This window comes from Synechococcus sp. MW101C3 (assembly GCF_002252635.1).
In the GTDB taxonomy this organism is placed as follows: domain Bacteria; phylum Cyanobacteriota; class Cyanobacteriia; order PCC-6307; family Cyanobiaceae; genus MW101C3.
The window spans coordinates 54,208-79,027 of sequence record NZ_NQKX01000005.1 but is presented as its reverse complement, the minus strand read 5'-3'; the positions used below and the strand labels follow the sequence as shown (position 1 = coordinate 79,027).

27 protein-coding genes are annotated in these 24,820 nt (G+C 68.6%); 14 read left to right on the top strand and 13 right to left on the bottom strand.

Annotated features, from left to right (window positions below; all coding sequences use genetic code 11):
* Positions 1-58 precede the first annotated feature (58 nt).
* From CJZ80_RS07370 to CJZ80_RS07360, 3 genes are read left to right on the top strand one after another with little or no spacing between them, the layout of a single operon-like run.
* Positions 59-1,189: an HlyD family secretion protein gene (locus CJZ80_RS07370; RefSeq protein ID WP_158217447.1), complete on the top strand. Its 1,131-nt coding sequence runs from the start codon at positions 59-61 to the stop codon at positions 1,187-1,189.
* 2 nt (positions 1,190-1,191) lie between these two features.
* Positions 1,192-2,418, top strand: a complete 1,227-nt coding sequence (locus CJZ80_RS07365; RefSeq protein WP_094511823.1) for a glycosyltransferase — start codon at positions 1,192-1,194, stop codon at positions 2,416-2,418.
* Positions 2,415-3,074 carry a tetratricopeptide repeat protein gene (locus CJZ80_RS07360; RefSeq protein ID WP_094511821.1) on the top strand — a complete coding sequence of 220 codons (660 nt, stop codon included), beginning with the start codon at positions 2,415-2,417 and terminating at the stop codon, positions 3,072-3,074. Before CJZ80_RS07365 ends, CJZ80_RS07360 begins: the two co-directional genes overlap by 4 nt.
* On the opposite strand, the gene CJZ80_RS07355 is transcribed toward CJZ80_RS07360, so the two are convergent.
* A complete protein-coding gene (locus tag CJZ80_RS07355) occupies positions 3,068-4,234 on the bottom strand; it encodes a glycosyltransferase family 4 protein (protein ID WP_233132898.1) in 1,167 nt (388 codons plus the stop codon). The two genes, CJZ80_RS07360 and CJZ80_RS07355, sit on opposite strands and share 7 nt — an antisense overlap.
* A 34-nt stretch (positions 4,235-4,268) precedes the next feature.
* On the opposite strand from CJZ80_RS07355, the gene CJZ80_RS07350 reads away from it, so the two are divergent.
* A complete protein-coding gene (locus CJZ80_RS07350) occupies positions 4,269-6,158 on the top strand; it encodes a glycosyltransferase (RefSeq protein WP_094511819.1) in 1,890 nt (629 codons plus the stop codon).
* Positions 6,159-6,170: 12 nt separating this feature from the next.
* On the opposite strand, the gene CJZ80_RS07345 is transcribed toward CJZ80_RS07350, so the two are convergent.
* Positions 6,171-6,851: a hypothetical protein gene (locus CJZ80_RS07345; protein WP_158217446.1), complete on the bottom strand. Its 681-nt coding sequence runs from the start codon at positions 6,849-6,851 to the stop codon at positions 6,171-6,173.
* A 129-nt stretch (positions 6,852-6,980) separates the two neighbouring features.
* Here CJZ80_RS07345 and CJZ80_RS07340 point away from each other — a divergent pair, with 129 nt between their 5' ends.
* On the top strand, positions 6,981-7,820 hold the full coding sequence (locus CJZ80_RS07340; protein ID WP_144036963.1) for a hypothetical protein: 840 nt from the start codon (positions 6,981-6,983) through the stop codon (positions 7,818-7,820).
* A 74-nt stretch (positions 7,821-7,894) separates the two neighbouring features.
* On the opposite strand, the gene CJZ80_RS07335 is transcribed toward CJZ80_RS07340, so the two are convergent.
* From CJZ80_RS07335 to prfB, 6 genes are all read right to left on the bottom strand, one after another.
* Positions 7,895-8,662, bottom strand: coding sequence for an MBL fold metallo-hydrolase (locus CJZ80_RS07335; protein WP_369803003.1), 768 nt, complete (start codon positions 8,660-8,662; stop codon positions 7,895-7,897).
* Between the two features lie 65 nt (positions 8,663-8,727).
* The gene (locus CJZ80_RS07330) at positions 8,728-9,342 is read right to left on the bottom strand and encodes an aminodeoxychorismate/anthranilate synthase component II (RefSeq protein WP_094511813.1); all 615 of its coding nucleotides are present in this window, start codon (positions 9,340-9,342) and stop codon (positions 8,728-8,730) included.
* A gap of 62 nt (positions 9,343-9,404) precedes the next feature.
* The gene (locus CJZ80_RS07325) at positions 9,405-9,827 is read right to left on the bottom strand and encodes a diacylglycerol kinase family protein (protein ID WP_233132917.1); all 423 of its coding nucleotides are present in this window, start codon (positions 9,825-9,827) and stop codon (positions 9,405-9,407) included.
* 99 nt (positions 9,828-9,926) lie between these two features.
* Complete coding sequence (gene ybeY / locus CJZ80_RS07320; RefSeq protein WP_094511809.1) at positions 9,927-10,538, bottom strand: rRNA maturation RNase YbeY; 612 nt, start codon at positions 10,536-10,538, stop codon at positions 9,927-9,929.
* Complete coding sequence (locus tag CJZ80_RS07315; protein WP_094512370.1) at positions 10,535-10,738, bottom strand: DUF3285 domain-containing protein; 204 nt, start codon at positions 10,736-10,738, stop codon at positions 10,535-10,537. Before CJZ80_RS07315 ends, ybeY begins: the two co-directional genes overlap by 4 nt.
* 32 nt (positions 10,739-10,770) lie before the next feature.
* Positions 10,771-11,896, bottom strand: a protein-coding gene (gene prfB / locus CJZ80_RS07310) for a peptide chain release factor 2 (protein ID WP_144036962.1) whose coding sequence is annotated in 2 segments (ribosomal slippage) — positions 10,771-11,820 and positions 11,822-11,896 — 1,125 coding nt in all. Because the reading frame shifts where the segments join, the coding sequence is not laid out codon by codon here.
* A 119-nt stretch (positions 11,897-12,015) separates the two neighbouring features.
* Here prfB and grxC point away from each other — a divergent pair.
* From grxC to CJZ80_RS07295, 3 genes are all read left to right on the top strand, one after another.
* On the top strand, positions 12,016-12,306 hold the full coding sequence (gene grxC / locus CJZ80_RS07305; protein WP_094511805.1) for a glutaredoxin 3: 291 nt from the start codon (positions 12,016-12,018) through the stop codon (positions 12,304-12,306).
* 3 nt (positions 12,307-12,309) lie between these two features.
* Complete coding sequence (gene gshB, locus CJZ80_RS07300; protein ID WP_094511803.1) at positions 12,310-13,326, top strand: glutathione synthase; 1,017 nt, start codon at positions 12,310-12,312, stop codon at positions 13,324-13,326.
* A gap of 97 nt (positions 13,327-13,423) precedes the next feature.
* Complete coding sequence (locus CJZ80_RS07295) at positions 13,424-14,440, top strand: fatty acid desaturase (protein WP_094511801.1); 1,017 nt, start codon at positions 13,424-13,426, stop codon at positions 14,438-14,440.
* Positions 14,441-14,581: 141 nt separating this feature from the next.
* Here the strand turns inward: CJZ80_RS07295 and CJZ80_RS07290 are convergent, their stop codons facing one another.
* Both CJZ80_RS07290 and CJZ80_RS07285 read right to left on the bottom strand, forming a co-directional pair.
* Complete coding sequence (locus CJZ80_RS07290; protein WP_094511799.1) at positions 14,582-16,309, bottom strand: cyclic nucleotide-binding and patatin-like phospholipase domain-containing protein; 1,728 nt, start codon at positions 16,307-16,309, stop codon at positions 14,582-14,584.
* A 41-nt stretch (positions 16,310-16,350) separates the two neighbouring features.
* Positions 16,351-17,775, bottom strand: a complete 1,425-nt coding sequence (locus tag CJZ80_RS07285) for an isochorismate synthase MenF (protein WP_094511797.1) — start codon at positions 17,773-17,775, stop codon at positions 16,351-16,353.
* Between the two features lie 77 nt (positions 17,776-17,852).
* Here CJZ80_RS07285 and menA point away from each other — a divergent pair, with 77 nt between their 5' ends.
* The 5 genes from menA to CJZ80_RS07260 are packed head-to-tail and all read left to right on the top strand — an operon-like array spanning position 17,853 to position 21,646.
* Complete coding sequence (menA, locus tag CJZ80_RS07280; RefSeq protein ID WP_094511795.1) at positions 17,853-18,812, top strand: 2-carboxy-1,4-naphthoquinone phytyltransferase; 960 nt, start codon at positions 17,853-17,855, stop codon at positions 18,810-18,812.
* Positions 18,809-19,909 carry an o-succinylbenzoate synthase gene (locus CJZ80_RS07275; protein ID WP_233132897.1) on the top strand — a complete coding sequence of 367 codons (1,101 nt, stop codon included), beginning with the start codon at positions 18,809-18,811 and terminating at the stop codon, positions 19,907-19,909. The genes menA and CJZ80_RS07275 overlap by 4 nt, the downstream gene beginning before the upstream one ends.
* 18 nt (positions 19,910-19,927) lie before the next feature.
* Complete coding sequence (locus CJZ80_RS07270; protein ID WP_094511791.1) at positions 19,928-21,172, top strand: AMP-binding protein; 1,245 nt, start codon at positions 19,928-19,930, stop codon at positions 21,170-21,172.
* 25 nt (positions 21,173-21,197) lie between these two features.
* Positions 21,198-21,464 carry a TM2 domain-containing protein gene (locus CJZ80_RS07265; protein WP_094511789.1) on the top strand — a complete coding sequence of 89 codons (267 nt, stop codon included), beginning with the start codon at positions 21,198-21,200 and terminating at the stop codon, positions 21,462-21,464.
* On the top strand, positions 21,464-21,646 hold the full coding sequence (locus CJZ80_RS07260) for a hypothetical protein (RefSeq protein WP_094511787.1): 183 nt from the start codon (positions 21,464-21,466) through the stop codon (positions 21,644-21,646). The genes CJZ80_RS07265 and CJZ80_RS07260 overlap by 1 nt, the downstream gene beginning before the upstream one ends.
* Here CJZ80_RS07260 and CJZ80_RS07255 read toward each other — a convergent pair.
* Complete coding sequence (locus CJZ80_RS07255; protein ID WP_094511785.1) at positions 21,643-22,191, bottom strand: thioesterase family protein; 549 nt, start codon at positions 22,189-22,191, stop codon at positions 21,643-21,645. The two genes, CJZ80_RS07260 and CJZ80_RS07255, sit on opposite strands and share 4 nt — an antisense overlap.
* Before the next feature lie 217 nt (positions 22,192-22,408).
* On the opposite strand from CJZ80_RS07255, the gene CJZ80_RS07250 reads away from it, so the two are divergent.
* A complete protein-coding gene (locus CJZ80_RS07250; protein ID WP_094511780.1) occupies positions 22,409-23,095 on the top strand; it encodes a hypothetical protein in 687 nt (228 codons plus the stop codon).
* A gap of 43 nt (positions 23,096-23,138) precedes the next feature.
* Here the strand turns inward: CJZ80_RS07250 and CJZ80_RS07245 are convergent, their stop codons facing one another.
* Both CJZ80_RS07245 and CJZ80_RS07240 read right to left on the bottom strand, forming a co-directional pair.
* Complete coding sequence (locus tag CJZ80_RS07245; RefSeq protein WP_233132896.1) at positions 23,139-23,489, bottom strand: DUF2752 domain-containing protein; 351 nt, start codon at positions 23,487-23,489, stop codon at positions 23,139-23,141.
* Between the two features lie 86 nt (positions 23,490-23,575).
* A complete protein-coding gene (locus CJZ80_RS07240) occupies positions 23,576-24,760 on the bottom strand; it encodes an NAD(P)H-quinone oxidoreductase subunit H (RefSeq protein ID WP_094511771.1) in 1,185 nt (394 codons plus the stop codon).
* Positions 24,761-24,820: the final 60 nt, after the last annotated feature.

The following is a 24,820-nucleotide window of genomic DNA, read 5'->3' as shown; positions in this document are numbered from 1 at the left end:
ATCCCGCTCCTTGCTTGGCAGGCTGCGGCCCACCGCCCCCGTCCGGTCTCACAACCGGATGCTGGGCTCCATCGAAGACACCGGCTTTTCCAGCGAAGACATCCGCCTCGAAAGCCGGCCGGCCTCCTGGATGCCCGTGGCGATCGGCTCGGCCCTCTCCGTGCTGGTGCTGGCTCTGGTGGCCAGTGCGGTGTTCATCAAGGTTGACCGGGTTGTCACCGTGCCAGGTCGCCTCAAAACGCTGCGCTCCACCCAGGATGTGGCCTCCACGGAACAGGGGGTGGTGAGCAAAGTGCTGGTGAAGGAAAACCAGCGGGTGCGGGCGGGCCAGCCCCTGGTGGTGCTCGATCCTGAAACCCTCACGGCTGAATCGGCCTCGTTGGTCGACAGGCAGGGATCCCTTCAGGCCAACGCCATCGCCGAGCTGCAGCGGCTGGAGGCCGCGATCGGCGAGGCCAATGCCCGCTTGGCCGGTGCCCAGGAGCAGCTCACCATTACCAACGAACAGCTCGCCCGCCTGCGTCCCCTGGCCCAAGAGGGCGGATACGGCCAGCTCAACGTGCTCGACACTGAAAAGAGCCGGGTGCAACTGGAATCCAGCATTCGCTCCACCCGCGCCGAGATCACCAGGCTCCAGGCCGAATCGGCACAGAAGGAAGCCTTGCTGGCCGGTGAGCTCGCTTCAACGCGCTCCAGTCTGGTGGCCACCCGCAACCGTCTCCGCCAGACGGTGCTCAAGGCGCCGCTCGACGGCACGGTGCTCGATCTCCAGGCCAAGCCCGGGTTGGTGGCCCGTGGCACCGAACCCCTGCTCAAGCTGGTGCCCAGCGACAACCTCCGGGCCGAGGTCGACCTGCCCGATGCCGACCTTGCCTTCGTGCGCCCCGGCCAGAGAGCCGAAGTTGAGTTTTCCGCCTACCCGCGTGACCGCTACGGCTGGTTGCCCGCCGAGGTCGTCTCCATCGGTACCGATGCACTGCCGCCCGCCGAGAACAGCCCTGTGCAAACCCCACGCTTTCCCGCAAAGCTGCAGCTCAGCCGCCAATACCTCGAAGCCGATGGCCAGCGCTATTCGCTTCAGGCCGGCATGGCCCTCACCGCCCACCTCAAACTCGACAAAGTCAGCATCCTCGAACTCTTGTTTTCCAGCTTTGCCGGCGGTGCACGCGCCCTGCGCACCATCCGCTGACGTTGGCGCTGCGGGTGCTGCTGCTGCACCAGAATTTTCCTGGTCAGTTCCAGCATCTGGCGCCCGCCCTGGTGAACCGCGGCGACGACGTGGTGGCGGTGGGACGCCGAACGGGCAGCTATCCGGCCCTGGCTGGCCGTCTGCGCTGGCTCGCCACGGGCGGCAACGTGCACAACGATCTGCGCCATGGCGATCCCGAGCGGCGCCTGCTGGCTCCCTGGCACCAGGCACGCCGGGTGGTGGACTGCCTCACGCCCTTGGCCGCATCGGGATGGCGGCCCGATGTGGTGCTCGCGCATTGTTTCTGGGGCGATGCGCTCCTGCTCGACGACCTCTTCCCCGCTGCCCCCCTGGTGGCCCTGCTCGAACTCGACCTCAGCTCCCCCCAGGTGTGGGGAGGGGCGGCCTCGCCAGGCAGGCGGCAGCTGCAGCAGTGGGCTGATGCCCTCGCCATCCGCCGCATGGCGGTGGGGGTCACGGCCAGCCGCTTCCAGCGCGACAGCTATCCCTCCTGGCTGCACCCCCGCCTCCGGGTGATCCACGAAGGCGTGGACCTGCAGGCCTGTGCCCCCGATCCGCTCGCCCGCCTCCAGCTCCCCGGCGGCGTCAACCTCGGCCCCGAAGCGATGGTGCTCAGCTTTGCGGCCCGCAGCCTCGAACCCCTGCGGGGCCTCGATCGTTTGCTGGCCGTGCTGCCGGCCCTGCAACGCCGCCTGCCCCGCCTGCAGGTGGTGCTGGCCGGTGCCTGCGACCGCGGTTGCTACGGAGCCGCCCCCCCCGGCAGCGAGAGCTGGTTGGCCCATCTGCTGGCTCGCCTCGGCGACAGCATCGACCGCAGCCGCCTGCACACCCCCGGCCTGCTGCCCCGTTCCCAGCTCAGGTGCCTGTTCCAGATCAGTCGCTTGCACGTTTACCTCAGCCGCCCCTACGTGCCCAGCTGGAGCCTGCTGGAGGCGATGGCCTGCGGCGCTCCCGTTCTGGCCAGCCATGATGCCGGCGTGGAGGGGCTGGTGCTGGAGGGGGTGAACGGCCGGCTGCTGCCTGCCGACGATCCGCACGCCCTGCTCGACCTGCTCGTGCCCCTGCTGGAGCAGCCCGCTGCTGCCGCCGCGCTGCGGCTCGGCGCCCGCCGTCATGTGGCCGCCCACTTCGATCACCGCCATTGCGTCAGCGCCCAGATCGAGCTGCTCGATGCGGTGGCCCGTGGCCAGGAGCTCCCCTCACCATGAGCACCCCGTCGGCGTCATGGACGGAGCTGCTGCGGCGCGCCCTGGCCGAGGCCGACTGGCCCGTGGCCGAAGGGGCCCTGCAGCGGCTGCTGCTGCTCACCCCCGAGGCCCCTGATCTGCTCGACCTGCTCGGCTACGTGCTGCTGATGCAAGGGCGCTTCGATGCCTGCGAAGCCGCCCTGGAGCGGGCCCTGGCCGCCGGCAGCCGCAGTTTCTGGACGCCCCACAAGCTCGGCGACGCCCATCGCGGCCGGCAGCGCCTGACGGCCGCGGCCGCGGCCTACGAGCAGGCTCTCACCTGGGGCAGCGACAGCCCCCTCACCGTGCGCAACCTGCTGGAGGTGCTGGTACCCCTCGATCCGGCGCGGGCGCTGCAGCGTCTGCAGCAATTGGCGAGCCAGCAGCAACCCGGCTGGCAGGAGGGCGCCTGCGCTGCCGCCAGCTCCGGCTTGGCCCCCGAACTGGCGGAGTGGCTCTGCGCCAATGGCGCCGCCGATCAGACGGTGCGGGCCCTGGTCTGCATGCGGCGCCTCAGCTGCCTGGACCTCGACAGCGCTATGCAGCTTCTGGGTGCCATCGATACCCCCTGGTCAGCTCCCCTGCGGCAGCGGCTCGAACGGTTGCAGTCGCCCCTGCCCCAGCCCGAGGGTCACTGAAGCCGGCGCAGCGGGTGATCGGGGGGCAGGGCCTTCACCAGTTCGGCCCGGCCCCCCCAGCGCAGCAGGCAGCCGATCCGTTCGGCCACCACGGCGGCGAGGGCCGCTGGATCGAGGGCCTGCCGCACCGCCCGCCGCCCCGCCGCGCCCAGCTGGGCCGCTTGGTCCGGATGCTCGGCCAGCCGCTGCAGGGCCGCCGCCGCCACCTCCAGATCCGGTTCGCCCCAGCACCAACCGGCCCGGTAGTCGCCCTCACTGCGTTGGATCGCCACCCGGCGGCAGGGCACCAGCACCGCACTTCCCGGGGGCATGAAGCAGAGATTGCCGCCATAGCCACTGGCCACCGTCGGGATGCCAGCGGCCATGGCTTCGGCCAACAGCAGTCCGAACCCCTCGGCCCGATGCAGGCTCAGCACCACGTCGGCTTGCGCGTAGAGCGCATCAAAGGCGCCCGCAGACAGGTGGTTGGTGATCAGCTGCAGGCGGGAATCGCCGGCGCAGCGCTCGACCAGTTGGGCGGTGGCCTCCGGAAACTGGCTGGCACTGGCGAGCTTGAGCACCAGCCGCGCCTCCAGCGCACCGCCTGCCGGGAAGGCGGCGAGGAAGGCCTCGATCACGCCGTCGGGATTCTTGCGGCCGCGGGTGCTCCAGAAATCGAAGGCATAGAGCACGGTGAAGGGCTCCCCGCCGCCACTGCGGCCGGCGCGCAACTGCGCCAGCCGGTCGGCGCGTTGCCAATCGATCAGATGCGGCAACGCCGTGACCGGCACCGGGCTGCGCTGACCAAGGGCGGTAGCGCAGAAGGGCGAAGGGCACCACAGCTGATCGAGGCCTGAGAAGCCCACCTCCCAGCCGTCGGGGAAGGCCTCCAGCTCCCACGCCCAGAAGCCGATCCGCAGCGGTGCCTCCAGCTGCAACCGCTCCGCCAGGCCATCGGTCTGCCGCAGCACATTGGGGTTGGTGTGCACCAGATCGATCGCGGCGGCGGCTGACCCCGCGGCGGCGCCCTCAGCTCCATCGGCATGGGTCGCCAGGGGCAGGTGGCGCGGCTGCACCGTGAGCCCGGCGGCACGCAGGGCTCGCGCCGTGCACAGCGCACCCTCGCCCAGGCCGAACCCACCGCCGAGATGGCCCCACAGATTCACAACCAGGGGCGACACTGAGCTGTGGCAACCCATCCAGTGTGGCCTCCCCTTGGCTTCCACACCGCAGCACTGGTATTCCCTCGGCGAGCAGGCTCTCGAGCGGGAGCACTGGGCTGAGGCGGAAGCTGCACTGTGGGAATGCCTGGCGCTGCAACCGCGCCATGCCGCAGCCCTGCATCTGCTGGGCCGCCTGCGAGCGCGCCAGGGGCGGCGCCCGGAGGCCATTCGCCTGCAGCGAGAGAGCACCCGTTGCGATCCAGGCCTCGGCTGGAACGCCTTCGCTCTGGCGGAACTGCTGGAGGAGCAGAACGACTGGCCGGCTGCCGCCGGTGCCATGGCCGCGGCCGCTGCAGCCCTGCCACACCAGCCCTGGATCGCTCGCCGCCGGCAACGGCTGGAGGGTCTCGCCGCTCTCGACGGCGAGACCCTCGCCGATGGGCTGGGCCCCGCCGCTTACCGCTACTGGCGCCGGCAGCTGGAGCCGCCCTTGCCCCCCCTCGAGCCGGCTGATCCGCTGCCCGGTTGGCAGGTCTGCGTCGGTGCCGGCGCCCAGCTGCGGGCGGGGGCGCTGGGCTGGGTGGCGGCCGAACTGAAGCGCCGGCAGGACGCTGGTGAACGGCTCCCCGATGGCCTCTACGCCGACGAAGACCTGATCAGCCCAACCGGCGAGCGTTTTGGGCCCTGGTTCAAGCCGGGTTGGCAGCCGGAGAGCTTCTGGAGCACCCCCTGGCTGGATGGGCTGAGCGTGTGGCGGCTCGACTGGCTGCAGCAGGTCGGCGTGCCACCACCGCCTGCCGCACCCGACGCCCTGTTTGCCTGGCAGTTGCAGGCCCTCGCCTGCCAGCCGCGCCTGGTTGCCCTGCCGCGGATCCTGGTGCACTGCCGTGCTGCCGCAGGCGGCCAGCCCTGTGCCATGGAGGCGATCGATCGCTCCAACCTGCTGCACCGCCACCTGCGCGAGCTGGGTGAGGCGGTCACGGCCGTCACGCCCCACACGGTGGAGCCGCCGGGATCAGCACAGCCTGGCGGGGCGGCCGGTTTCCGTTTCACCTGGGCCCTGCCTTGCTCGCCACAGCTGGTGAGCGTGATCGTGCCCAGCCGCGATCGCCCCGATCTGCTGGCGGCCTGCCTCGATGGGGTTGACCGGGCGCAGAACCCCCGGCTGCGCCTTGAGGTGTGGGTGGTCGACAACGGTTCACGCCAGCAGGCCAGCGCCGAGCTGCAGCGCCGATGGCAGGAGCGGCCAGGTCTGCGGGCCGGTTGGCTGGATGGCGATGGCCCGTTCAACTGGAGCCTGCTCAACAACGGGGCAGCCCGCGCCGCCCGTGGAGATCTGCTGCTGTTTCTCAACAACGACGTGCACCCTCTGCAGCGCCGTGGGCACCACTCCGGCTGGCTCGAAAGCCTGGCGGCCCAGGCGCTGCGCCCGGTGGTGGGCTGCGCAGGCGCCCTGCTGCTCACGCCTGCAGGGCGCCTGCAGCACGCCGGGGTGCTGCCGGGGCTGGGCAGGGATGGCTGTGCCCACCCCTACCGCGATCTGCCGCCAGACCATCACGTGCACCGCTCCCGCAGTTCCTTTCTCACCGCCTGGCCCGCCCTCACCGGCGCTTGCCTGATGGTGAGGCGGCCGCTGTTTCTTGAGGCGGGTGGATTCGATCCAGCCTTGCCGGTGGAAGGCAACGATGTGGACTTCTGCTTGCGGCTTGGAGCCTTCGGCCTGCGGCATGTGCTCACCCCGGAGGCGGTGCTTGTTCATGCCGAGGGGAGCAGCCGCCACAGCCGCGGCGACGACCGTGCGGCCCGCCATGCCGGCCTCACCGCTCTGCGGCAACGCTGGCCTGCAGCCATGGCCGGCCCAGGCCTGTGCTGGCCGGGCGCGAGCAGTGCACTGCACCACGATGGCCGCCCCCGCGAACTGCAGATCCCCGGCTGGGACTGACGTGTTGCCGGTTCAGCGGCTTCGCTGGGCTTCGTGGCGATGGAGAAACAGGCGGAACTGCTCCAGTTGCAGCTCGATTTCGTCCAGTGATGGGAGCCGTTGTCCCTGTGGCACCAGCGCACGATCCGGCCAGAGCGACAAGGCCGCCTCCTGGCGTTCCCGCTGGGCGAGCTCAGCTTCCACCTCGCCCAGCGCCCGTTGAATAAGGCGGTGGTGGTGCTGATTCTCAGCAGGCTGCAGAGCCAGGGCGCGGCGAAGGCTGCCCATGGCGTGCTCAAGATCGCCTTGGTGACGCAGCTGGCAACCGAGCTCAAACCAACCCCAGCAAAACGTGGGAGCCAGCTCCACACAGCGCTGCTGCGCGGCAATCGCTTCGGCGCAGCGCTGCAGCCGGGCGAGCGCCCGACCCTTGATGTGGTGGCTGAAGGCGAAATCCGGGCGTCCGAGCAGGGAGCGACCAATCAGCGCCAAGGCGCGCCGCTCGTCGCCAAGCTCCAGGGAGGCCTTCGCCAGCAGGTAAGTGATCTGCGCTTCCAGCGGTGTGCCGGCCTTCACGTGCTGGAGCTGGGGCTGAAGCGCCTCAACCATCAATGACCAATCGCCGCTGGCCTCAAGCTCTTGCCCCAGCCGCTGAATCATCCCGGCATCACCGGGGAACCGGCGCAGACTCTCCAGCAGTGTTTCCCTCCGCAAGGCGAGCCCCTGGTGGTGTGCTCCCATTGTCTGGCCTTGGCCAGCAGCCAACCACCGAAGAGCTGGCCGGGCAGCCGTGAGGCAAGGGCGGCAGGATGGAGCCACGGGATCGGCGATGGCCACCAATCCATGGGTTTATCGTCCCAGACCAGCTCCTACGACGGCCATGGCGCCCTCTGGCTGTATGGCCTGCCCGGCAGCGGACTCATGTACAGCCAGGCCGCTGGGGCTCCTTCGCTGCAGGAGCTTGCCTGTCAGGAACCTGCGGCAGTGGGGGAGTCCACACGCATCTGGATCTGCTACGGGGAACTGGCGGACGGACTGGCGGACGTGGTGATGCGCTCTGACGCTCCCCAGGAGCTGGAGGCCGCACTTGATCAATGGCAGACAGATCTCTCCAGATCGGCGGCACTGAAGCGGCGCTGGCGGGAACGGATCCAGTTGATCAACATCTGTGGCGATGGGGCAGCGCTGTTGGCCGCAGAACTGCCAGAGCTGGCCACTGGGCAACGCCGCGGGATCCTGGCGAGCGGGGTGTCGAGCGGCGCCATGGAACTGGCCACGCGTGCACTGCTGGAGGCCCGCCCGAGCCTTCTGAAGGCTTGGCTTGACGCCCAGCAATGGGCCGATGCCAGCGGCCACGCCGAGGGTGTCGACTGGCGCCGACCAATGCCATTGGCCCGGATCCTGTCAGCGCTGGAAGGCCAGGGGTTGAAGGCGAGCGCAGGACACCGCCAGCTGGAGGAGCGTTGTGAACAGCTTGAACGCTCCCTTGACCTGGAAAAGGAGCATGTGGGGTTGCTGCAGGGCTATCTGCTGCAGATGGAGCGTGAACTCGACCACTTCCTGGCCAACCATGAGCGGACAGCAACGCTGGCGGAACAACTTCCGCAGCTGCTGGAGCGGGCTCGGCGCCTGATCGGAGTCAGCAGCTCCGCAGCACCCGGTGGTCATGGGCTCCATGGCTGAGGCCAAAGGCTCGCTGGTCAGCAGGCCGCTTGTCTGATCAAGCCGCCCACCCATGACGTCGCCTTCGCCCGTCTTCAGCGCAACACCAGAATCTGCGTGGCGTCGCTCAGGGGCGCCCCCAGGGTCACCGTGCGGCCCGGGCGCTGCACGGGGGTGCCGGGCATGGCATCAAGGAAGGGCTTCACGCTTCCCTGGTCGCAACTGGCGGGGGTGGTGCCGCTCACGTATTGCACCGGGATCACGCGGCGTGGTTGCAGTTCGCGCACCACTTCAGCGGCTTCGGCGCCTGTGTACACCTTGGCGCCGCCGCCCACACCGATGATCAGCACATCGGGCTTGCCGAGCAGCACGCGGTCTTCCGGTTTCAGCGGTGCGGCCGTGCCGCCGAGGTGGGCGATCTCCAGTCCTCCCTGCTTCCAGCGCCACAGCGTGGCCATGCCGAAGCGGCGGCCGCCGAGGCGGTCGTGGGGGGCGGCGAAGCCTTCGATCCGCAGCCCCGCCACCCGGTAGGAGCCCGGGCTGACCAGGAAGCGGCCGGTGGCCACCGGCGCCCCTTCATCCAGCAGGCGGCTGCTGGCCAGGATCACGTCGGCGCTCACCCTCGGTTCCGGCAGCCCGGCGGCGCAGCCCACCGCCTTGAACGGATTCAGCAGCACCGTGGCGCCACCGCCGCGGATCAGCAGGGCGCTGTGCCCGTAGCTGGTGATGCTCACTCCACCGGCGGCATGGCCGGCCGGCGGCATCGCCAGGGCCAGGGGCATCGCCAGGGCCAAGCCCCCCACCAGCAGCTGGGCAAGCAGGCGGCGCCGGGACGGGGCCGGTGCCGGGGAGTCGGACGCCATGGGCTGCTTTGCGCCCCGATGGCGCCGGATCTTGGCGGAACCTAGCAGCGCTGCCGGGGCGAGCCCTACCGGCTGGTTCCGCTCGTCGTGCTGGCGGCCTGCCGCAGGAAGTTGGCCAGCAGCTGATGGCCGCTCTGGGTGAGCACGCTCTCCGGGTGAAACTGCACCCCCTGCACGTGGCGGTACTGCCGGTGCCGCAGGCCCATGATCGTGCCGTCCTCCAGCCACGCGGTGATCTCCAGGCAGTCGGGCAGGCTCTCGCGCTCGGCGATCAGGCTGTGATAGCGGGTGGCCGTGAGCGGGTTGGGCAACCCCTCGAACACCCCCACCTCTGTATGCAGCACCGGTGAGGTTTTGCCGTGCATCAGCTCATGGGCGCGCACCACCTTGCCGCCGTACACCTGGGCCAGGCACTGGTGCCCCAGGCACACCCCCAGGATCGGGACCGTCGGCCCCAGCGCCGCCAGCACCTCCAGGCACACGCCCGCCTGATCCGGGTCACCGGGGCCCGGCGAGATCAGGATCGCGGCCGGCTCAAGCTGGCGGATCTGCTCCAGAGTGAGCGCGTCGTTGCGCTCCACCCGCAGCTCGGCCGCCAGCGGGTGCTGCGCCGCCAGCTCGCCCAGGTACTGCACCAGGTTGAAGGTGAAGCTGTCGTAGTTGTCGAGAACGAGAAGCATCCCGGCTGCCGGACCAGCCGCCATTCAACCCACCCGCGCCAGGGAGTGGCGGTTTGGACAGCTCAAAGCCCCAGCCGCAGGAGCAGGGCCGGCACCAGCAGCAGCGCCGCGATCAGCACGGCAGCCAGGGCGGCCACCAGCACGGCGGCGGCTGCGCAATCCTTGGCAATCTTGGCCAGCGGGTGGAAGCGGCGCCCGATCGCCAGATCCACCACCGATTCGATCGCCGTATTCAGCAGTTCCAGCACCAGCACCGCCGCCACCGTGAGCACCAGCACTGCCAGGCGATCCAGGCTCAGCTGCAGCCATAGCCCCAGGCCGAACACCACCGCGCCGGTGATCACATGGATGCGGAAGTTGCGCTGGCTGACGAAGCCGTAGCCCAGCCCCTGCATCGCGTAGCGCAGGCTCAGCGGCAGATCGCCGGCCACCCTCCAGGCTCCGCCCCGGCGGCCGCGCCCCCGGCGAGGAGCTTCACTCGCCATCGGTTCGGTGGAGCGTGGCAGCAGCGTGGTCATGGGCGCCGCAACTCGGGCCTGCGTCGAACCTTACCGCTGGTTTCACTGGCACGCTCCCCCTGCCGGTCACGGCTCGCACACCGGGCCGGCGTCGCCGCTTTCTGCTGGCGCCGCCGCAGCGATGCCCTCCAGCAGCTGGTCCTGACGGGCGAGCATGGCCTCCAGGCGGGCGTCGTCGGGGTGGTCCCAGCCCAGCAGGTGCAGCAGGCCGTGGCTGGCCAGCCAGGTGAGCTCCCGCGCCAGGCTCTGGCCCGCCGCCTCGGCCTGCCGCGCGGCCGTCTCCACGGAGATCACGATGTCGCCGAGCTCGAGCGGCTCGCTGTCCTCGTCGTCGTCGCCGGTCGGCAGCGGTGGCGCCTCCTCCTGGGCCGCGAAGGCCAGCACGTCGGTGGGGCCCTCCTTCTGGCGCCAGTCGGCGTTCAGCTCCGCCATCGCCGCATCGTTCACCAGGGTGAGCCCGAGGCTGTAGGAGGACGCTGCCAGCTCGGGCGGCAGTTCGCCCTGCAGCTGCGCCAGCCACACGCTCAGAGCCCCGTGCCACAGATCGGCCCCCGCCAGCGGATCGGCCAGATCCCCGGCGGCGGCCAGCAGCTCGTCCGGCAGGTCGTCGTCGCTGGAGAAGGCCAGGTCGAGGTCGGGCGGGAGCGGCAGGTTGCCGTGGGCGGCTGGCAGCGTCATTGCGGCAGGGTGGGGCGGCCGAACCAGGCCAGCAGCAGCAGCAGGGAGCTGAGCCCCACGGCGGTGAGCCCGAAGTGCAGCAGGCTCTGACGCCCCTTGCGCACCATGTTGCGCATCGCCAGCTTCACGAAGCTCGGCGGTGGCACTGCGGGAGCGGCAGTGGTCGCGCCGGAGGCGTCCGGGGGGCTGCTCTCAGGCATCTGGGGATTGGCCATCAGGGGATCAACGGGGCTCAGGCGGCCTCATCGGCGGCGATCTCCACACCCTGGCGCAGCAGCGCCTGGATGAAGGGATCGAGATCGCCATCCATCACCCCCTGCACATCGGTGGTTTCCACGGCGGTGCGCAGATCCTTCACCATCTGGTACGGGTGGAACACGTAGTTGCGGATCTGGTTGCCCCAGGCCGCTTCCACGATGTCGCCGCGGATGTCGGCGATCTCCGACGCCCGCTGCTCCTGGGCGATCACCAGCAGCTTGGCCATCAGCAGCGCCATCGCCTTCTCCTTGTTCTGGAGCTGGGAGCGCTCCTGGGTGCAGCGCACCGCCAGGCCGGTGGGGATGTGCAGGATCCGCACGGCCGTCTCCACCTTGTTCACGTTCTGGCCGCCGGCGCCGCCCGAGCGGGAGGTGGTCACCTCCAGATCCTTGTCGGGGATGTCGAGCTTCACGTCTTCGTCCAGCTTCGGCATCACCTCCACCCCCGCGAAGCTGGTCTGGCGCTTGTCGTTGGCGTTGAAGGGCGAGATCCGCACCAGCCGGTGGGTGCCCTTCTCGTTGCGCAGGTAGCCGTAGGCGTAGCGGCCGTCGATCTCGATCGTGCAGCTCTTGATGCCCGCCTCCTCCCCTTCCGAGAGTTCGTCCACCGACACCTTCATGCCGTGGTCCTCGGCCCAGCGGGTGTACATGCGCATCAGCATCAGCGCCCAGTCCTGGGCGTCGGTGCCGCCGGCGCCGGCGTTGATCGAGATCACGGCGCCTTCCTTGTCGTAGGGGCCGCTCAGCAGCCGCTCCAGTTCCCAGCGGTCGAGGGCGCCCTTGAGGCTCTGCAGGCCGCCGTTGGCCTCGCCCAGCAGTTCCTCGTCGGGTTCGAGGTCGTAGAGCTCCAGCGTGGCGCGGGCGTCGTCGATGGCCGCCTGCCACTGCTGCAGCTGCTCCAGCTGCGCCTTCACCTCATCGAGCTGGCGCATCTGTTTCTGGGCCTGCTGCTGGTCGTCCCAGAAGCCGGGCTGGGAAGCCAGCTGCTCGAGGTCCTGCTGGCGCGCGTTCAGGGCCGGTACGTCAAAGACAGTCCTGGGCATGGCCCAGGCGGTCGGTGAGTTCGGAGAGATCGCGCTTGAAATCGGTGAGATCGAGCACCGGCGGGCCTGGGGCGTGGTGGATTCGACCGTATCAGCCGCGCCTGCTTGCCACGCCCGCGTCGGCGCTCCCCGACCGGGGCCGCTCCTAGGATCCAGCCAAAGCACCGGTCCAGCCTGATGGCGGCATCCCCCGCTCCCTCCTCCGCCAGCCCCAGCGTGGAGATCTACACCTGGCGGTTCTGCCCGTTCTGCATGCGCGCCAAGGCGCTGCTGGATCGCAAAGGGGTCGCCTACACCGAATACGGCATCGATGGCGATGACGCTGCCCGCGCCGCCATGGCCGACCGCGCCGATGGCCGCACCAGCCTGCCCCAGATCTTCATCGCCGATCGGGGCATCGGCGGCTGCGACGAGCTCCATGCCCTCGAACGCACCGGTCGCCTCGATCCCCTGCTGCAGGGAGCCTGAGGGGTGGGGGCCACAGCACGCACCCCGGCGCCCGCTTCCCAGCTCTTCGTCGTCGACCCCATCGAGCGGCTGCGGCCGGCTAAGGATTCCAGCGTCGCCCTGATGCAGGCCGCCCAGCGGGCCGGCCAGGAGGTGTGGGTCTGCACCATCGCCGAGCTGGCCGTGGAAGGCGAGCGGGCCGGCGCCGCTGGCCCCGGTTGCACGCCGCTGGTGCGCGCCCGCCCCATCACCTTCGCCCCCATGCACCCCGACGGTGACGGCTGGCACGTGCCCGATCCCTGGTTCAGCGCCGGGGAACCGCTCTGGTTGCCGCTCTGCGACTTCCCGGTGGTGTGGATGCGCAAGGATCCCCCCGTCGATGAAGCCTTCCTCTACGCCACCCTGCTGCTGGAACGGGCCGAGCACCAGGGCGTGCGCGTGCTCAACCGGCCCGCAGCCCTGCTGGCCTGGAATGAGAAGCTCGGCGCGCTGCGCTTCAGCCACCTGATGGCGCCCTCGCTGGTGAGTGCCGATGCCGAGCAGCTGGCCGCCTTCGCCGCCCTGCACCACGAGGTGGTGCTCAAGCCGCTGGGGGGCCGCGCCGGCCAGGGTGTGGTGCGCACCGCCGCCGCCGCACCGGGCCTGCGTGCCCTGCTGGAGCTGGTCACCCACCAGCAGACGCTGCCGGTGATGGTGCAGGCCTTCCTGCCGGCCGTCACCGCCGGCGACAAACGCATCCTGCTGGTGAACGGCGAGCCGCTGGGGGCGATCAACCGCCGGCCCCTGCCCGGCGAGTTCCGCAGCAATCTGGCGGTGGGCGGCGCCCCTGAACCCACGGCCCTCACCGCCGCCGAAACCACCATCTGCTCCGAACTGGCGCCGGTGCTAAAGGCGGAAGGCCTGTTCTTCGTGGGCATCGATGTGATCGACGGCCGTCTGAGCGAGATCAACGTGACCAGCCCCACGGGCATCCGCGAGATCGAACGGCTGGGCGGTGTGCCCGTGGCCGATCTCACCATGGAGCTGCTTCTGAAGGCCTGAGGCCTGGCCATCCGCCAGGGCCCGTCCACCAGAGGAGCCGTTGCTGCTGATTCGTGGATCGGGTTTAGTCTCTGGGTCCATCTTCGCGACCGGAACCATGACGTCCGACGCCAGCCTGGTCCCGGGTAGCGATTCCAATCAGGACACCGGATTCAGTAAGGAGCAGCGTCGCGCTGACCGGCTGATGACCGAAGGCATCGAGGACCTGGTTCAGCCCTTGTTCAAGGTGAATCAAGGCCTCGGCTGGCTGCGTCTGTTCGCCCTGCTGGTGCCTTCGCTCGCCTGTCTGTGGATGTACTGGCAGGAACCCAGGTTGCTTCTGGCTCTGCCCTGGCTGGTGGCGAGCACGCTGCTCTACGCCTTTGTCATGATCAGCACCCACGACATCAGCCACTCCACCCTGCTTGACCTCGGTGACATTGAACAGGCCGTGGGCTGCGCGCTGAGCTGGCCGATCGGCTGGCCCTATCGCACTTACCGCAATCTGCATCAGCTCCATCACCGCATGAATGGGATGGACCTGCGCGACCCGGAGCGGCGGGAACCGTCCGAGGAGGAGGAGGCCAGGGCCGGTGCGCTGCGGCGTCTCCACTTTCAGCACCCGTTCTGGATCAGCGTGCTCGTGTTCGGCGGCCTGCAATTGATTGTGTCGATGTTCTGGTTCGGCTGGAAACTGCGTGACAGCCATTCACGCCTTGTCGCCGGCATGGTCAACGACCTGATCGGCATCCTGGTGGTGCAAACCTGCATGTTCGCCTGGGCAATCAGCCAGGGCGAGGTGATCAAGCTGATCCTGATGCTGGTGGTGGTGGAGCGCCTCGTGGGCGCACTGATGCAGGTGCGCGGCATGATCGAGCACCACAGGCTCTGGCACGCCAACACCACCTATGAGCTCACTCAGCTGTACACCTCGCGCAACATTGCCGCCGGTCCGCTGGTGAATGTGCTGATGGGAGGCCTGCCGCATCACTCGCTGCATCACGCCTACCCGTCGATCCCCTACGACCGGCTACCCGAGGCCACGGCCATCGCAGAGAAGACACTGCTCAGCCATGGCAAGCCACCGCTGCCCAAGGTGGACAACTACATCGAGGGGCTGGCCTTGCTGATGTGATGCCGTGCTTCACAACCCTGGCAGCAAGCGGGGCAGGAAGACCAGCACCAGTGGAATCCCGAAGCGCTGGATGCCGATCCAATGGCCAAGCTCACTTGGTGGGTGGCTGATGGCTAAGCGCGCAGCGCTCGACCGACTCGCTCAGAGGCTGCTTGGCTTGCTCGGCGTCTGGGGGGTGTTTCCCGAAGCGAGTGAACTGGGGAGTTTGCTGCGCGCATGGTTGTAGCCAGCTTCAAAGATCTGGCTGTAACTCTTCCATTCCATGAAGGGGTAGTGCCCGATCTCAGGCCTCAGCACCACATCGGCAAGATGTTCCTGTGACTGGGAAGCAGCGTGGGAGGCACACATCATGGCGTTGATGATCGTTTTGCCGAGGGAGGGTCTGCGCCGCTGCCGGTTCACACCACATTGATTGGCGGAATCTGGCTCTACATCCAGTGAGATGGCGATGATCCTGCCATCGGTCAGGTGCCGGGCTGGAGCGATGGGAAGATTATTCAGGATTCCGCCATCCACATGCAGTTCGCCAGTGGTGTCTTCAACGGGTGGAAAGATTCCCGGCACTGACATGCTGGCGATCACGGCCGTGGGAATGTCGCCAGCCGTCCAGGCTTGAAGTTGATTGGTGGAGAGATTGGTGGAGAAACACTGTAGCACCAACCAGCTGTCTTGAATCATCGAGCAACCGAAGAAGGCGGCGAGCTCACGCTGGGAATTGGACAACGAAAACAGGGAGTCGCGGGGAATGGTGATGGTGTAGGGCTTGGCGTCGATGATCACTCGCTCAAGGTGTCCGAGGATTTGCTGCGCGGTCAGCTCAAAGGCTGCCAAGGAGGAAACGAGCGCTCCAATGCTCACGCCCATGACCATGTCGATGTCGTCCACCGGAAGTTCCTGTAGGGCCGCGATCGCTCCAACATGAGCAAATCCCCTGGCACCACCACCGCCCAGCACCAGAATGTTCTGGAGGCGCAGCACCGTGCGGGCCAGCCGTTCCAAATGGCTTTGCTTGGCCGCTTTGATGTTGAGCACGAAGGCAAAACTCTTGTCGCTGAACCAGCCCTGCGTGCTGGGGCAATCCTGCTCCATGGGCCAGAGCCGCACCAGAATCGCCTCCGAATCCATACGGCTGGGCAGATCGGCATGGTCAACGGTGCCATCACTGAGAATCACCAGCCGGTCGATCAACTTCTGATTCCTCCAGCTCACTGCCAGCGGATCGTCCGTGATCAACACCTGAAGATCGCGCGCTTTGGTGGCTTCCGTCAGCTGGTGGTGAAGTTCAGCCTCGCTGCTGCAATGACGTGTGATGACAGGACTTTCTAAGGCGATGGTTTTGCCCGCCTGGCTACGTAGATGGCTGGCCAGCTCCACAAGGACCTGGCGTGTGAGCAAGGACTCCGGGTGGACATTGTGAATCAGAATGGTATTGAGAGGAGATTGCCTTGGATCTCTGCCGATGGAGGCGGCTTCGGCCAGCGATGCCAACAGCTGAGTCTGAAAATCAGCCGATTGATGCAGCATCTGCTGGAGATCTTCCTTGCCGAACTGGAAGTACTTCAGATCGGTCAGCGCGATCGCAGAAGCGGATCGTGGCTGATCACAGAACAACCCGTATTCACCCACCAGATCCCCCTGCACCACTTTGCGGAAGCAGCAGGTGGTGTGCTCCAGTCCGCCGCTGAACAGGCCGAGAATTCCTGCTTCAATCACATAGGCGAAGTCGGCTGACTCCCCTTCTTGGAAGAGAAGATCGCCTTCTTTGATCGTGCCTGTCTGCGGGTTCAGAGCCTCGATGCAGCTGGACGGAATGCTTCTGAACATCCGGGAGTGTTTGAAGACCTTCTGCAGCCGCTCCCTCGTCGTCATCCCGTCTGTGCGGCACTGTTGAACTGCGTGTGATTATCCCTCTACCCCTGCAGGCTGCTACTGGCGGGCCTGCGTATGTGCGGGATCGCTGGATCCAGCGGCAGATTGAGTTGTTGTTGCAGGACACCCAGTTTCAGGGCCACTTCCTGCAGCTCCCGCTCCGGTTCCGAACCCCGCACCAGGCCCGCACCCGCCGTGAGTTCCAGCTGGTCACCGTGCAGGCGCCCGCTGCGGATGGCCACCCGCAGCTCGGCGTCGCCAGCGCTGTCGATCCAGCCGATCGGGGCGGCGTAGTGGCCTCGTTCGAACGGTTCCAGGCTGCGCAGCCAGGCCATCGCTTCCCGCCGGGGGAGCCCCGCCACCGCCGGTGTGGGGTGCAGCGCCGCCGCTAGGGCCAGCAACTGCTGGTCCCCGAGAGCTGCGGTGATGGGGGTGTGCAGATGCACCAGCTGGCCGTGCCGAGCCAGCCGCGGATGGCGCGGCCGCCGCGGCGACAGTCCGGCGCCGGCCAGCACCTCAGTGATCGCCTCCACCACCAGCTCGTGCTCGTGACGGTCTTTGACAGACCGGCTGAGCTGGTCGGCCAGTGGCCCGCAGGGGGCAGTGCCGGCCAGGGCGTCGCTGCGCAGCTGGCCCTGGCGCACGGTCAGCAGCCGCTCCGGCGAGGCGCCGATCAGGGCCGCACCTTCCCGTTGCTGCCACAGGAAGCGACAGCTGCCGGGCTGATGGCGTCGCAGATGGGCCAGCAACTGGAGTGGATCCAGCGGGCGGTCGAGCTGCAACTGCTGCCGCACCGCCACCACCAGCTTGCGCAGCGCACCGCTCTCCACCAGTTCCAGGGCACGCGTCACCGCTTCGCGGTAGCCCGCTTCCCAGGGAGAACGGCTGGCGATGCCCGGGCCCCTGCCCAGGGGGAGCTCCGCCTCGTGATCCGTCGGCAGCTGTTCCAGACGGCGGGCCTGCTCCCAGAGCTCTTCGGCCATCGCTCGGGTGGTGACATCCCCGCCCAGATTGCGCTGCAACCTCAGCCAGCAATGGCGGCCCTGGCGGCTGAGTTGCCAACGGGGCAGGACCGCCTCCACACCGGCTACACCATTGCCTTCCTGCAGCGGGCTGTCGAAGAAGGAGAAGGCCAGCAGCACCCGGGGCCGCGCCGCGGCGGGGCAGAACTGGGGCACCGTAACCAGCCGGCTCAGGCTCACGGCGCTGAACCGCTGGGCCATCTCGAAGCGGCGTGGACCGCTCAGAACAAGGCTGTTTGTGTGGCCCGTTGCCGCCAGGCAGAGCCCGGGGGCGCCATCCCAGAGGAAGCGGAAACGATGGCCATCTCCCAGGTGGGGGAGTAGCGCCAGCGGGTCCCGAGCGGGAATCGGCAGGGCCAGGCTGAGCACGCCCTCTTCCTCGAGCTGCCGTGCCCCAAGGGCGGCGGCTGCCAGCAGATCGGTGAAGGAAGGGGCGACCTGCACCAGGGGGAGGGCCGGGAGCGGCGGGCGGAAGCTGCTCAAATGTATGGGTCCTCTTCGGTCCGACGTCTCCGCTGCCCATGTCCGACCCCAAGGTCGTCGCAAGCCGTTACGCCTGCGCGGATCCCGCCCGTCGCCGGTTGTGGAAGGCAGCCATCAAGTGGCCGATGTATTCGGTGGCGGTGATGCCCGTGCTGCTGGCCGCTGGCTGGCTGGCCGGCCAGGGACAGGTTCCGCGCTGGGACCAGCTGCTGGGGTTCCTTGTGGCGGCTGTGCTCCTGCTCGGCTGGGAGAACCTGGCCAACGATGTCTTTGATGCCGATACCGGCGTGGACCGGCTCGGCAAGCCCCATTCAGTGGTGAACCTCACCGGCCGCCGTGACCAGGTGGCTGTGCTGGCCAATGGCTGCCTGGGGCTGGGTCTGGTCCTGATCGCCGTGGTGGCGGCCCGCAGCACTCCGGCGGTGCTGGCGCTGGTGCTGGCCTGCTGCGGGCTCGGCTACGCCTACCAGGGGCCGCCGCTGCGGCTGGGTTACAGGGGGCTGGGGGAACCGCTGTGCTGGCTGGCCTTCGGGCCGCTGGCCACAGCCGCGGCCCTGCTGGCACTCGCCCCCGCCGCGACGGCCACAGCGATCCCTTGGCGCACCGCCTTGCTGCTTGGCGGCGGGCCTGCCATTGCCACCACCCTGGTGCTGTTCTGCTCCCATTTCCACCAGGTGGCGGAAGACGCCGCCAATGGCAAGCACTCGCCGGTGGTGCGGCTCGGCACGGCACCGGCGGCGGCGCTGGTGCCCTGGTTCGTGGCCCTCACCCTGGCGCTGCAGTGGGCGCCGGTGCTGCTGGGTCGCTGGCCGCTCACGGCCCTGCTCGGTGTGGTGGGCCTGCCGCCGGCCCGCGCCTTGATCCAGCTGCTGCGGGAGCACCACGCCGCCCCTGAGCGGATCACCAGCAGCAAGTTCCTGGCGCTTCAGTTTCAAGCCCTCAACGGACTCGGCCTGGCCTGTGGACTGGCGGTGGGGCCATGGCTGAGCCGCTGGTGACGCTGACCTGGCGGCCCTTCCGGCTGCCGTTGGCGCGTCCGCTGGTCACGGCCCAGGGCGCCATGGCCGAAAAGCACGGCTGGTTGCTGCGGCTCCAGGCCGAAGGACCGGGCAACTCCCGCATCGGCGCCCCCAGCCATGGCACCTCCAGCTCCGGCCTGGCCGCCCCAGTCGGCCTTGGCTGGGGAGAAGCGGCGCCGCTGTGTTTCACCCCAGCCACAGCCCAGGCGCGCCAGCGCTCGCTGGCCGCGGCGATCAAGGCCCTCGGCAGCGCTCTGACCCGGCAGGAGCTGGAGGCGTCCCTGCCTTCCCTGCCGCCCGAGCTGGCTTTCGCGCTCGGCCTGGCCCTGGCGGAAGCCGATGGGCTGCTGGGCGCGGCCGCCGGCGGCTGGCTGGCGGCGCCCCCTTCCGCCGTGCTCCTGCCGGCAGGGGAAGCGGCGGTGGCGGCGCTGGCCGCGGCGCTCGATCGGCGGCCTGTGCCGCTCGATCGGCGAGCGGAGCCGCCGTTCACCTGCAAGTGGAAGGTGGCCGCCGCTGGCGATGAGGTCGAGCGTGAGCTGCTGGAGCAGTTGTTGGCGCGCCTGCCTGCCGGCAGCCGCCTGCGCCTGGATGCCAACGGCGGCTGGGACCGCGCCACGGCCTGGCAGTGGGCCGAGCGGCTGGCAGAGGATCCGCGCCTGGAATGGCTGGAGCAGCCCCTGGCTCCCGCTGACCTTCCCGGCCTGCAGGAGCTGGCCCGACAGGCGCCGGTGGCGCTGGATGAGTCGCTGCAGCTCGATCCCGCCCTGCGCCGCCACTGGCCGGGCTGGCAGGTGCGGCGGCCTGCCGTGGAAGGGGATCCCCGGCAGCTGCTGGCGGCGTTGCAGCAGGGCGACGGCGGCGTCAGTGCAGTGGTGCTGAGCACGGCCTTCGAAACGGGCATCGCGCAGCGGTTGGTGGGGCATCTGGCGGCGCTGCAGAGCCGGAGCGCCACCCCCGCCGCTCCCGGCCTGGCGCCCGGCTGGGCGCAGGCCTCAGCGTTGTGCGCCGCCGATCCGGAAACCGTGTGGCAGGCGGCTGGCGCCGGCCAGCAGGCCGAGGGAGGCCATAGCTTGTGACGCCTGATCGGGCAGACGATGGCCCTCAGCATCGAAGTGCACGCCGAGGTGGCGCCTGAGCCGCAGGTGGCCCGGTTGCTGGCCGCCTGGGAGCGGGGCCAGCTGGTGGGGTTGTGTGCGGCAGGGGAAGGGGAAGAGTTGGTGGCAGCCATGGCCGGCTACCCGCCGCTGGCGGCGCCGGGAGTGGTGATCGGCAGCGGCGGCAGCCGTGGCGGGCGCCGCTGGTGCGTGCAGCCACTGGCCCATCTGCAGGCTTCGGCCCGCGCCACGGCCGCCTGGCTGCAGGCCTTGGGCCTCGATCCCGCCGCCTGCCTGCAGCTCAATCCGCTGCCGCTGCAGCACACGAGCGGCCTGATGCCGGTGCTGCGTGCCCGGCAGTGGGGCGGCCAGTGGCGTTGGTTGCCGCCGCAGCTGCTGCGCGCCCCGGCTGAGCTGCCGGAGGCGGTGCCGCTGCCGACGGATCGTCCGGTGCTGCTGTCGCTGGTGCCCACCCAGCTGCAGCGCCTGTTGGCGGATCCGGCAGGGCGGCGCTGGTTGCGGGGCCTGGCAGTGATCTGGACGGGTGGGGCTCCCCTGGCTCCGGATCTGGCCGCCTGGGCCCGGCGCGAGGAGATCCGCCTCGCCCCTTGCTATGGGGCCACCGAAACCGCCGCCATGGTCACGGCGCTGCCGCCGCAGCGCTTCCTGGCCGGCGATGGGGGCTGCGGCCACCCCCTCGACGATGTGACCCTGCGCCTGAACCCTGCCGATGGCGCGATCGAACTGCGTTGCGGGCGGCTCAGCCCGGGCTGGCTGGCCCCCGACGGCAGCGGCCTGCGCCCGTTCGTTGAAGCCGGCGCCGAGGGCTGGTGGGCCAGCGGCGATGCCGGGCAGCTCACACCGGCCGGTCTGCAGGTGCTGGGCCGGCTCGACGGCGCCATCCACAGCGGCGGCGAAACCGTGTTTCCCGAGCAGGTGGAGCAGCGGCTGAAGCGGCTGGCCGCCGCCGCCGGCCTGCCACTGGCGGATCTGCTGTTGCTGCCGGTGCGGGATCCTCTCTGGGGAGAGCGGTTGGTGGCCCTGGTCCGCCCGCTGCCAGTCGGAGCTGCTGCGCCGTTGCGCGAAGGCCTGATGGAGCTCGCCCGCCGCCTGCCGCCGGCCGAGCGGCCGCTGCACTGGTGGACCTGCACATCCCTGGCGCGCACCGCCACGGGCAAGTGGCAGCGGCCGCGCTGGCATGAATGGTTGCGGCAACAGCATGAAATCAACCCCGAACCCCGCTAAAGAGGGTGCGCGTTGACTGCCACCGATGGCTGACCTGACTGATTCCGAAATCGCCAACAAGAAACTGGTGGCAGGGCTACTGGGGCTCTTTCTTGGTGCGCTTGGCATTCACAAGTTCATGCTCGGTTACACCAAGGCCGGCATCATCATGCTGCTCGTCACTGTGCTCACCTGCGGGTTCGGCGGCTTCGTGATGGGTGTGATCGGCCTGATCGAAGGCATCATTTATCTCGCCGCCACCCCGCAGGACTTCAAGGCCACCTATATCGATGCCCAGAAGGAGTGGTTCTGATGGCGAAGCAACGCGCCGGCACAGCACGTCGAGCCCTGCTGCTCGTGGTGCTTGGTGTGGGAGGCGTGGCCAGCGTCAGCCTGGCTCCCGGGCTCGCGCTGGAACCGCTCCATCCCCTCACCCTGATCGCTTCCCTGCTGCCGCTCCAGCTGGCGGGGCTGCTGTGGGTCTTCGGCCGCTAGCCCGGAGCGGACTCCGCTGGTGGTGTTGCCGGCTCCAGTGGCGCTGCAGAAGCTGATGACGCAGCCGGTGCTGAGGCCGCAAGCCACCGTTCGACCGCATCCGGCAGCGCCTGCCGTTGCCGGACCGTTGGATCGATCGCCACATGGCGCAGTCGGGCCCGCGCCACTTCACGCCCTTCAGAAGTGAAGCGATAGGCCACCTCGAAGCTCGATGCCTCCAGGCGCTGCGGCTCCAGCCTGATCCGCAGGGGCGCGCCGCAGACGAGGGGCCGCCGGTAGTCGGCGTCGCAGTGCACCACCGGCAGCGCGCGGGCGGGCGTGGCGGCGGGGGTCGGAAAGATCTCTGCGGCCGCAATGCCGAAGCGCTCCAGGCTTTCCTCCCAGGCTTCGTGGCACCAGCGCAGCAACTGGTGGAACTGCATCACGCCGGCGGCATCGGTGTCGCCGAAGCGCACCATTCGCCGCAGCTCCAGCCAGTCGGCGGGATCCTGGCGGGTGCCGGGTTCCCCTACCTCCGGGTTGATCGCACCCTCCCCTGGTTGCATCACCTTCCTCCATCCTTCCCGCCGTCTGACCATCCTGGTGGGCCGCCCCACAAAGCCGGCGTGGTGGTCAAGCCACGCACGCCGCCGGAGTGGCGGACGAGGCCTGCAGCGCCGTGTCGTGCTTGCTTGTGGGCGGGAGATTTCCGCCGTTCATGACAGGTCTGTTGTCGGCTGTGGTCACCACGACTACGTTCCCCTCAGTGCGTTGTTTTTTCTTTTGGCCGCCGAGATCGCTTACGAGCCGCCCAGCATCAACAAGGCCTGGGCGGCGTTTGTGGCCCACATCCCCACCATCCTGCTGATCTGGGTGGCCACCATCGTCATCGCTGTGATCGGCTTTGTCGTATCGGTGATCTTTTCGTTGATCGGGATCGGTCTGGCCGGCGGCAATACCGATGCTGAAGCCGTGGGGTCGTTGGCCGTTTGGCTGGGCAATCTCTCCCAGGTGCCGTTCGCGATCCTCTCCAATCTGGTGGGGGTGCTGTTCGTGGCCGTGCCCGCCATGCATTACGACAGCGGCGAGAACATTTCCTCTCAGGTGGCCTTCCGCGCCCTGCTGCAGCGGCCCTTGCGTTACCTGCTCGCCGGTGCGTTGTTTTCGGTGGTGACCACCGTGGGCTTCCTGCTCTGCATCCTGCCCGGTATTGCCGTGGCCTTGGTGACGCCGGTGTTCGTGAACAGGATCTTCCTCAGTGATCAGCCGATCGTGGAGGCCTTCGTGTCTTCGTTCCAGGCGGTGTATCGCTCACCGCGCGGTCGCACGTTTGCCGGCATCCAGCTGCTCACCTGGCTGGTCGTACTGATCGTTTCCGTCTGTACCTGTGGCCTCGGAGCTCTCGTGGCCGTGCCGGTGGGAACCTTCTACATCCAGAACTCGGCGTATCACCAGGGAGCCATCAGCTAGCTCCCCGGAAGCATCACGCCCATATCCGCTGAGGTGGAGTGGGCTACCCGCTTGGAAACGCAGGCAGACCGAGCCCGTAACTGAACACCATCCGTGCGGCCCAGTAGAGCAGCAATGCCGCGGCGGCCAGCACCAGATGACGTCCGTTCAGAGCCCGGGGCACCAGTCGACCACTGCGCAACGCTGCCACCGACCACACCACCAGGGCGGCTGCGGCGAGCGGCCCAAAGCCGTGCAGCTGCACTGAGGTGGCCAGCTGGCCGTTGAGAGCGGCTGCCGTGGCACGGGTGAGGAAGCAGGTGGGGCAGGGAATTCCCGTGAGCGCCCGCAGCGGACAGGACAGCCCCGGCAGGCCGGCGTGCCAGCCCTTCAGCCAGAGATAGCCGGTGAGCAAGGCCGGGAGGGCTACCCCGCAGCGCCGCAGCTGATCGAGCCAGCGCTGGCGCCGGCTCCGCTGCGGATCACGGCGGCGTGAGGCGCTCAGCGATCCACCGAGCCCATGATCACGTCGATGGAGCCGAGGATCGCCATGATGTCGGCCACCTTGGCCCCGGTGAGGATGTGGGGCAGGATCTGGAGGTTGTTGAAATCGGCGGCGCGGATCTTCCAGCGCCAGGGGGTGACGTCGTCGTTGCCCATGATGAACACGCCCAGCTCCCCTTTGCCGGATTCCAGCCGCGCGTAGAGCTCACCACCGGGGATCTTGAAGGTGGGGGCCACTTTCTTGGCGATGTACTGATAGTCGAAGCCGAAGGATTCACCCCCCTTGCCCTCGCTCATGCGCCTGGCCTCCAGGTTTTCGGTGGGGCCGCCTGGGATTCCCTTGCAGGCCTGCCGCAGGATCTTCAGGGATTGACGCATCTCCTCGATGCGCACCTGATAGCGCGCGTAGCAATCGCCTTCCGTGCGCCAGGCCACGTCCCAGTCGAAGTCGTCGTAGCACTCGTAGTGATCCACCTTGCGCAGATCCCAGGGCACGCCGGAGGCGCGCAGCATCGGGCCCGACAGGCTCCAGTTGATGGCCATCTCACGGCTGATCACGCCGAGGCCCTGGATCCGGCGCTTGAAGATCGGGTTGTTGGTGATCAGCTTTTCGTATTCATCGATCTTTGGACCGAAATAATCGAGGAAATCGAGGCACTTCTCCAGCCAGCCGTAGGGAAGATCGGCAGCCACCCCTCCGATGCGGAAGTAGTTGTTGTTGATCAGCCGCTGGCCGGTGGCCGCTTCCCAGAGGTCGTAGATCATCTCCCGTTCGCGGAAGATGTAGAAGAAAGGGGTCTGGGCGCCCACATCCGCCAGGAACGGGCCCAGCCAGAGCAGGTGGTTGGCGATGCGGTTGAGCTCCAGCATCAGCACCCGGATGTAGCTGGCCCGCTTCGGCACCGGGATGTCGGCCAGCCGTTCCGGTGCATTCACCGTGATCGCCTCGTTGAACATGCCGGCGGCATAGTCCCAGCGGCTCACGTAGGGCACGAACATCACGTTCGTGCGGTTCTCGGCGATCTTCTCCATGCCGCGATGGAGGTAGCCGATCACCGGCTCGCAGTCCACCACGTCCTCGCCGTCGAGGGTCACCACCAGCCGCAACACCCCGTGCATCGAGGGGTGGTGAGGCCCGAAGTTCACCACCATCGGCTCGGTGCGTGTTTCGAGCTGCGTCATGGCGCCGGGGCGGGCGAGCGATCCGCCGGATCTTAGGAAGGGATCGCCGCAACCAGGGCC

Excerpts from the sequence above, each read along its gene's own strand:
- CJZ80_RS07370 (WP_158217447.1), top strand. The coding sequence starts at position 59 with ATGCTGGGCTCCATCGAAGACACCGGCTTTTCCAGCGAAGACATCCGC.
- CJZ80_RS07360 (WP_094511821.1), top strand. The coding sequence starts at position 2,415 with ATGAGCACCCCGTCGGCGTCATGGACGGAGCTGCTGCGGCGCGCCCTG.
- CJZ80_RS07340 (WP_144036963.1), top strand. The coding sequence starts at position 6,981 with ATGGGTTTATCGTCCCAGACCAGCTCCTACGACGGCCATGGCGCCCTC.
- CJZ80_RS07335 (WP_369803003.1), bottom strand. The coding sequence starts at position 8,662 with ATGGCGTCCGACTCCCCGGCACCGGCCCCGTCCCGGCGCCGCCTGCTT.
- CJZ80_RS07330 (WP_094511813.1), bottom strand. The coding sequence starts at position 9,342 with ATGCTTCTCGTTCTCGACAACTACGACAGCTTCACCTTCAACCTGGTG.
- CJZ80_RS07325 (WP_233132917.1), bottom strand. The coding sequence starts at position 9,827 with ATGGCGAGTGAAGCTCCTCGCCGGGGGCGCGGCCGCCGGGGCGGAGCC.
- ybeY (WP_094511809.1), bottom strand. The coding sequence starts at position 10,538 with ATGACGCTGCCAGCCGCCCACGGCAACCTGCCGCTCCCGCCCGACCTC.
- CJZ80_RS07315 (WP_094512370.1), bottom strand. The coding sequence starts at position 10,738 with ATGCCTGAGAGCAGCCCCCCGGACGCCTCCGGCGCGACCACTGCCGCT.
- grxC (WP_094511805.1), top strand. The coding sequence starts at position 12,016 with ATGGCGGCATCCCCCGCTCCCTCCTCCGCCAGCCCCAGCGTGGAGATC.
- CJZ80_RS07295 (WP_094511801.1), top strand. The coding sequence starts at position 13,424 with ATGACGTCCGACGCCAGCCTGGTCCCGGGTAGCGATTCCAATCAGGAC.
- CJZ80_RS07290 (WP_094511799.1), bottom strand. The coding sequence starts at position 16,309 with ATGACGACGAGGGAGCGGCTGCAGAAGGTCTTCAAACACTCCCGGATG.
- menA (WP_094511795.1), top strand. The coding sequence starts at position 17,853 with ATGTCCGACCCCAAGGTCGTCGCAAGCCGTTACGCCTGCGCGGATCCC.
- CJZ80_RS07270 (WP_094511791.1), top strand. The coding sequence starts at position 19,928 with ATGGCCCTCAGCATCGAAGTGCACGCCGAGGTGGCGCCTGAGCCGCAG.
- CJZ80_RS07265 (WP_094511789.1), top strand. The coding sequence starts at position 21,198 with ATGGCTGACCTGACTGATTCCGAAATCGCCAACAAGAAACTGGTGGCA.
- CJZ80_RS07260 (WP_094511787.1), top strand. The coding sequence starts at position 21,464 with ATGGCGAAGCAACGCGCCGGCACAGCACGTCGAGCCCTGCTGCTCGTG.
- CJZ80_RS07255 (WP_094511785.1), bottom strand. The coding sequence starts at position 22,191 with ATGCAACCAGGGGAGGGTGCGATCAACCCGGAGGTAGGGGAACCCGGC.
- CJZ80_RS07240 (WP_094511771.1), bottom strand. The coding sequence starts at position 24,760 with ATGACGCAGCTCGAAACACGCACCGAGCCGATGGTGGTGAACTTCGGG.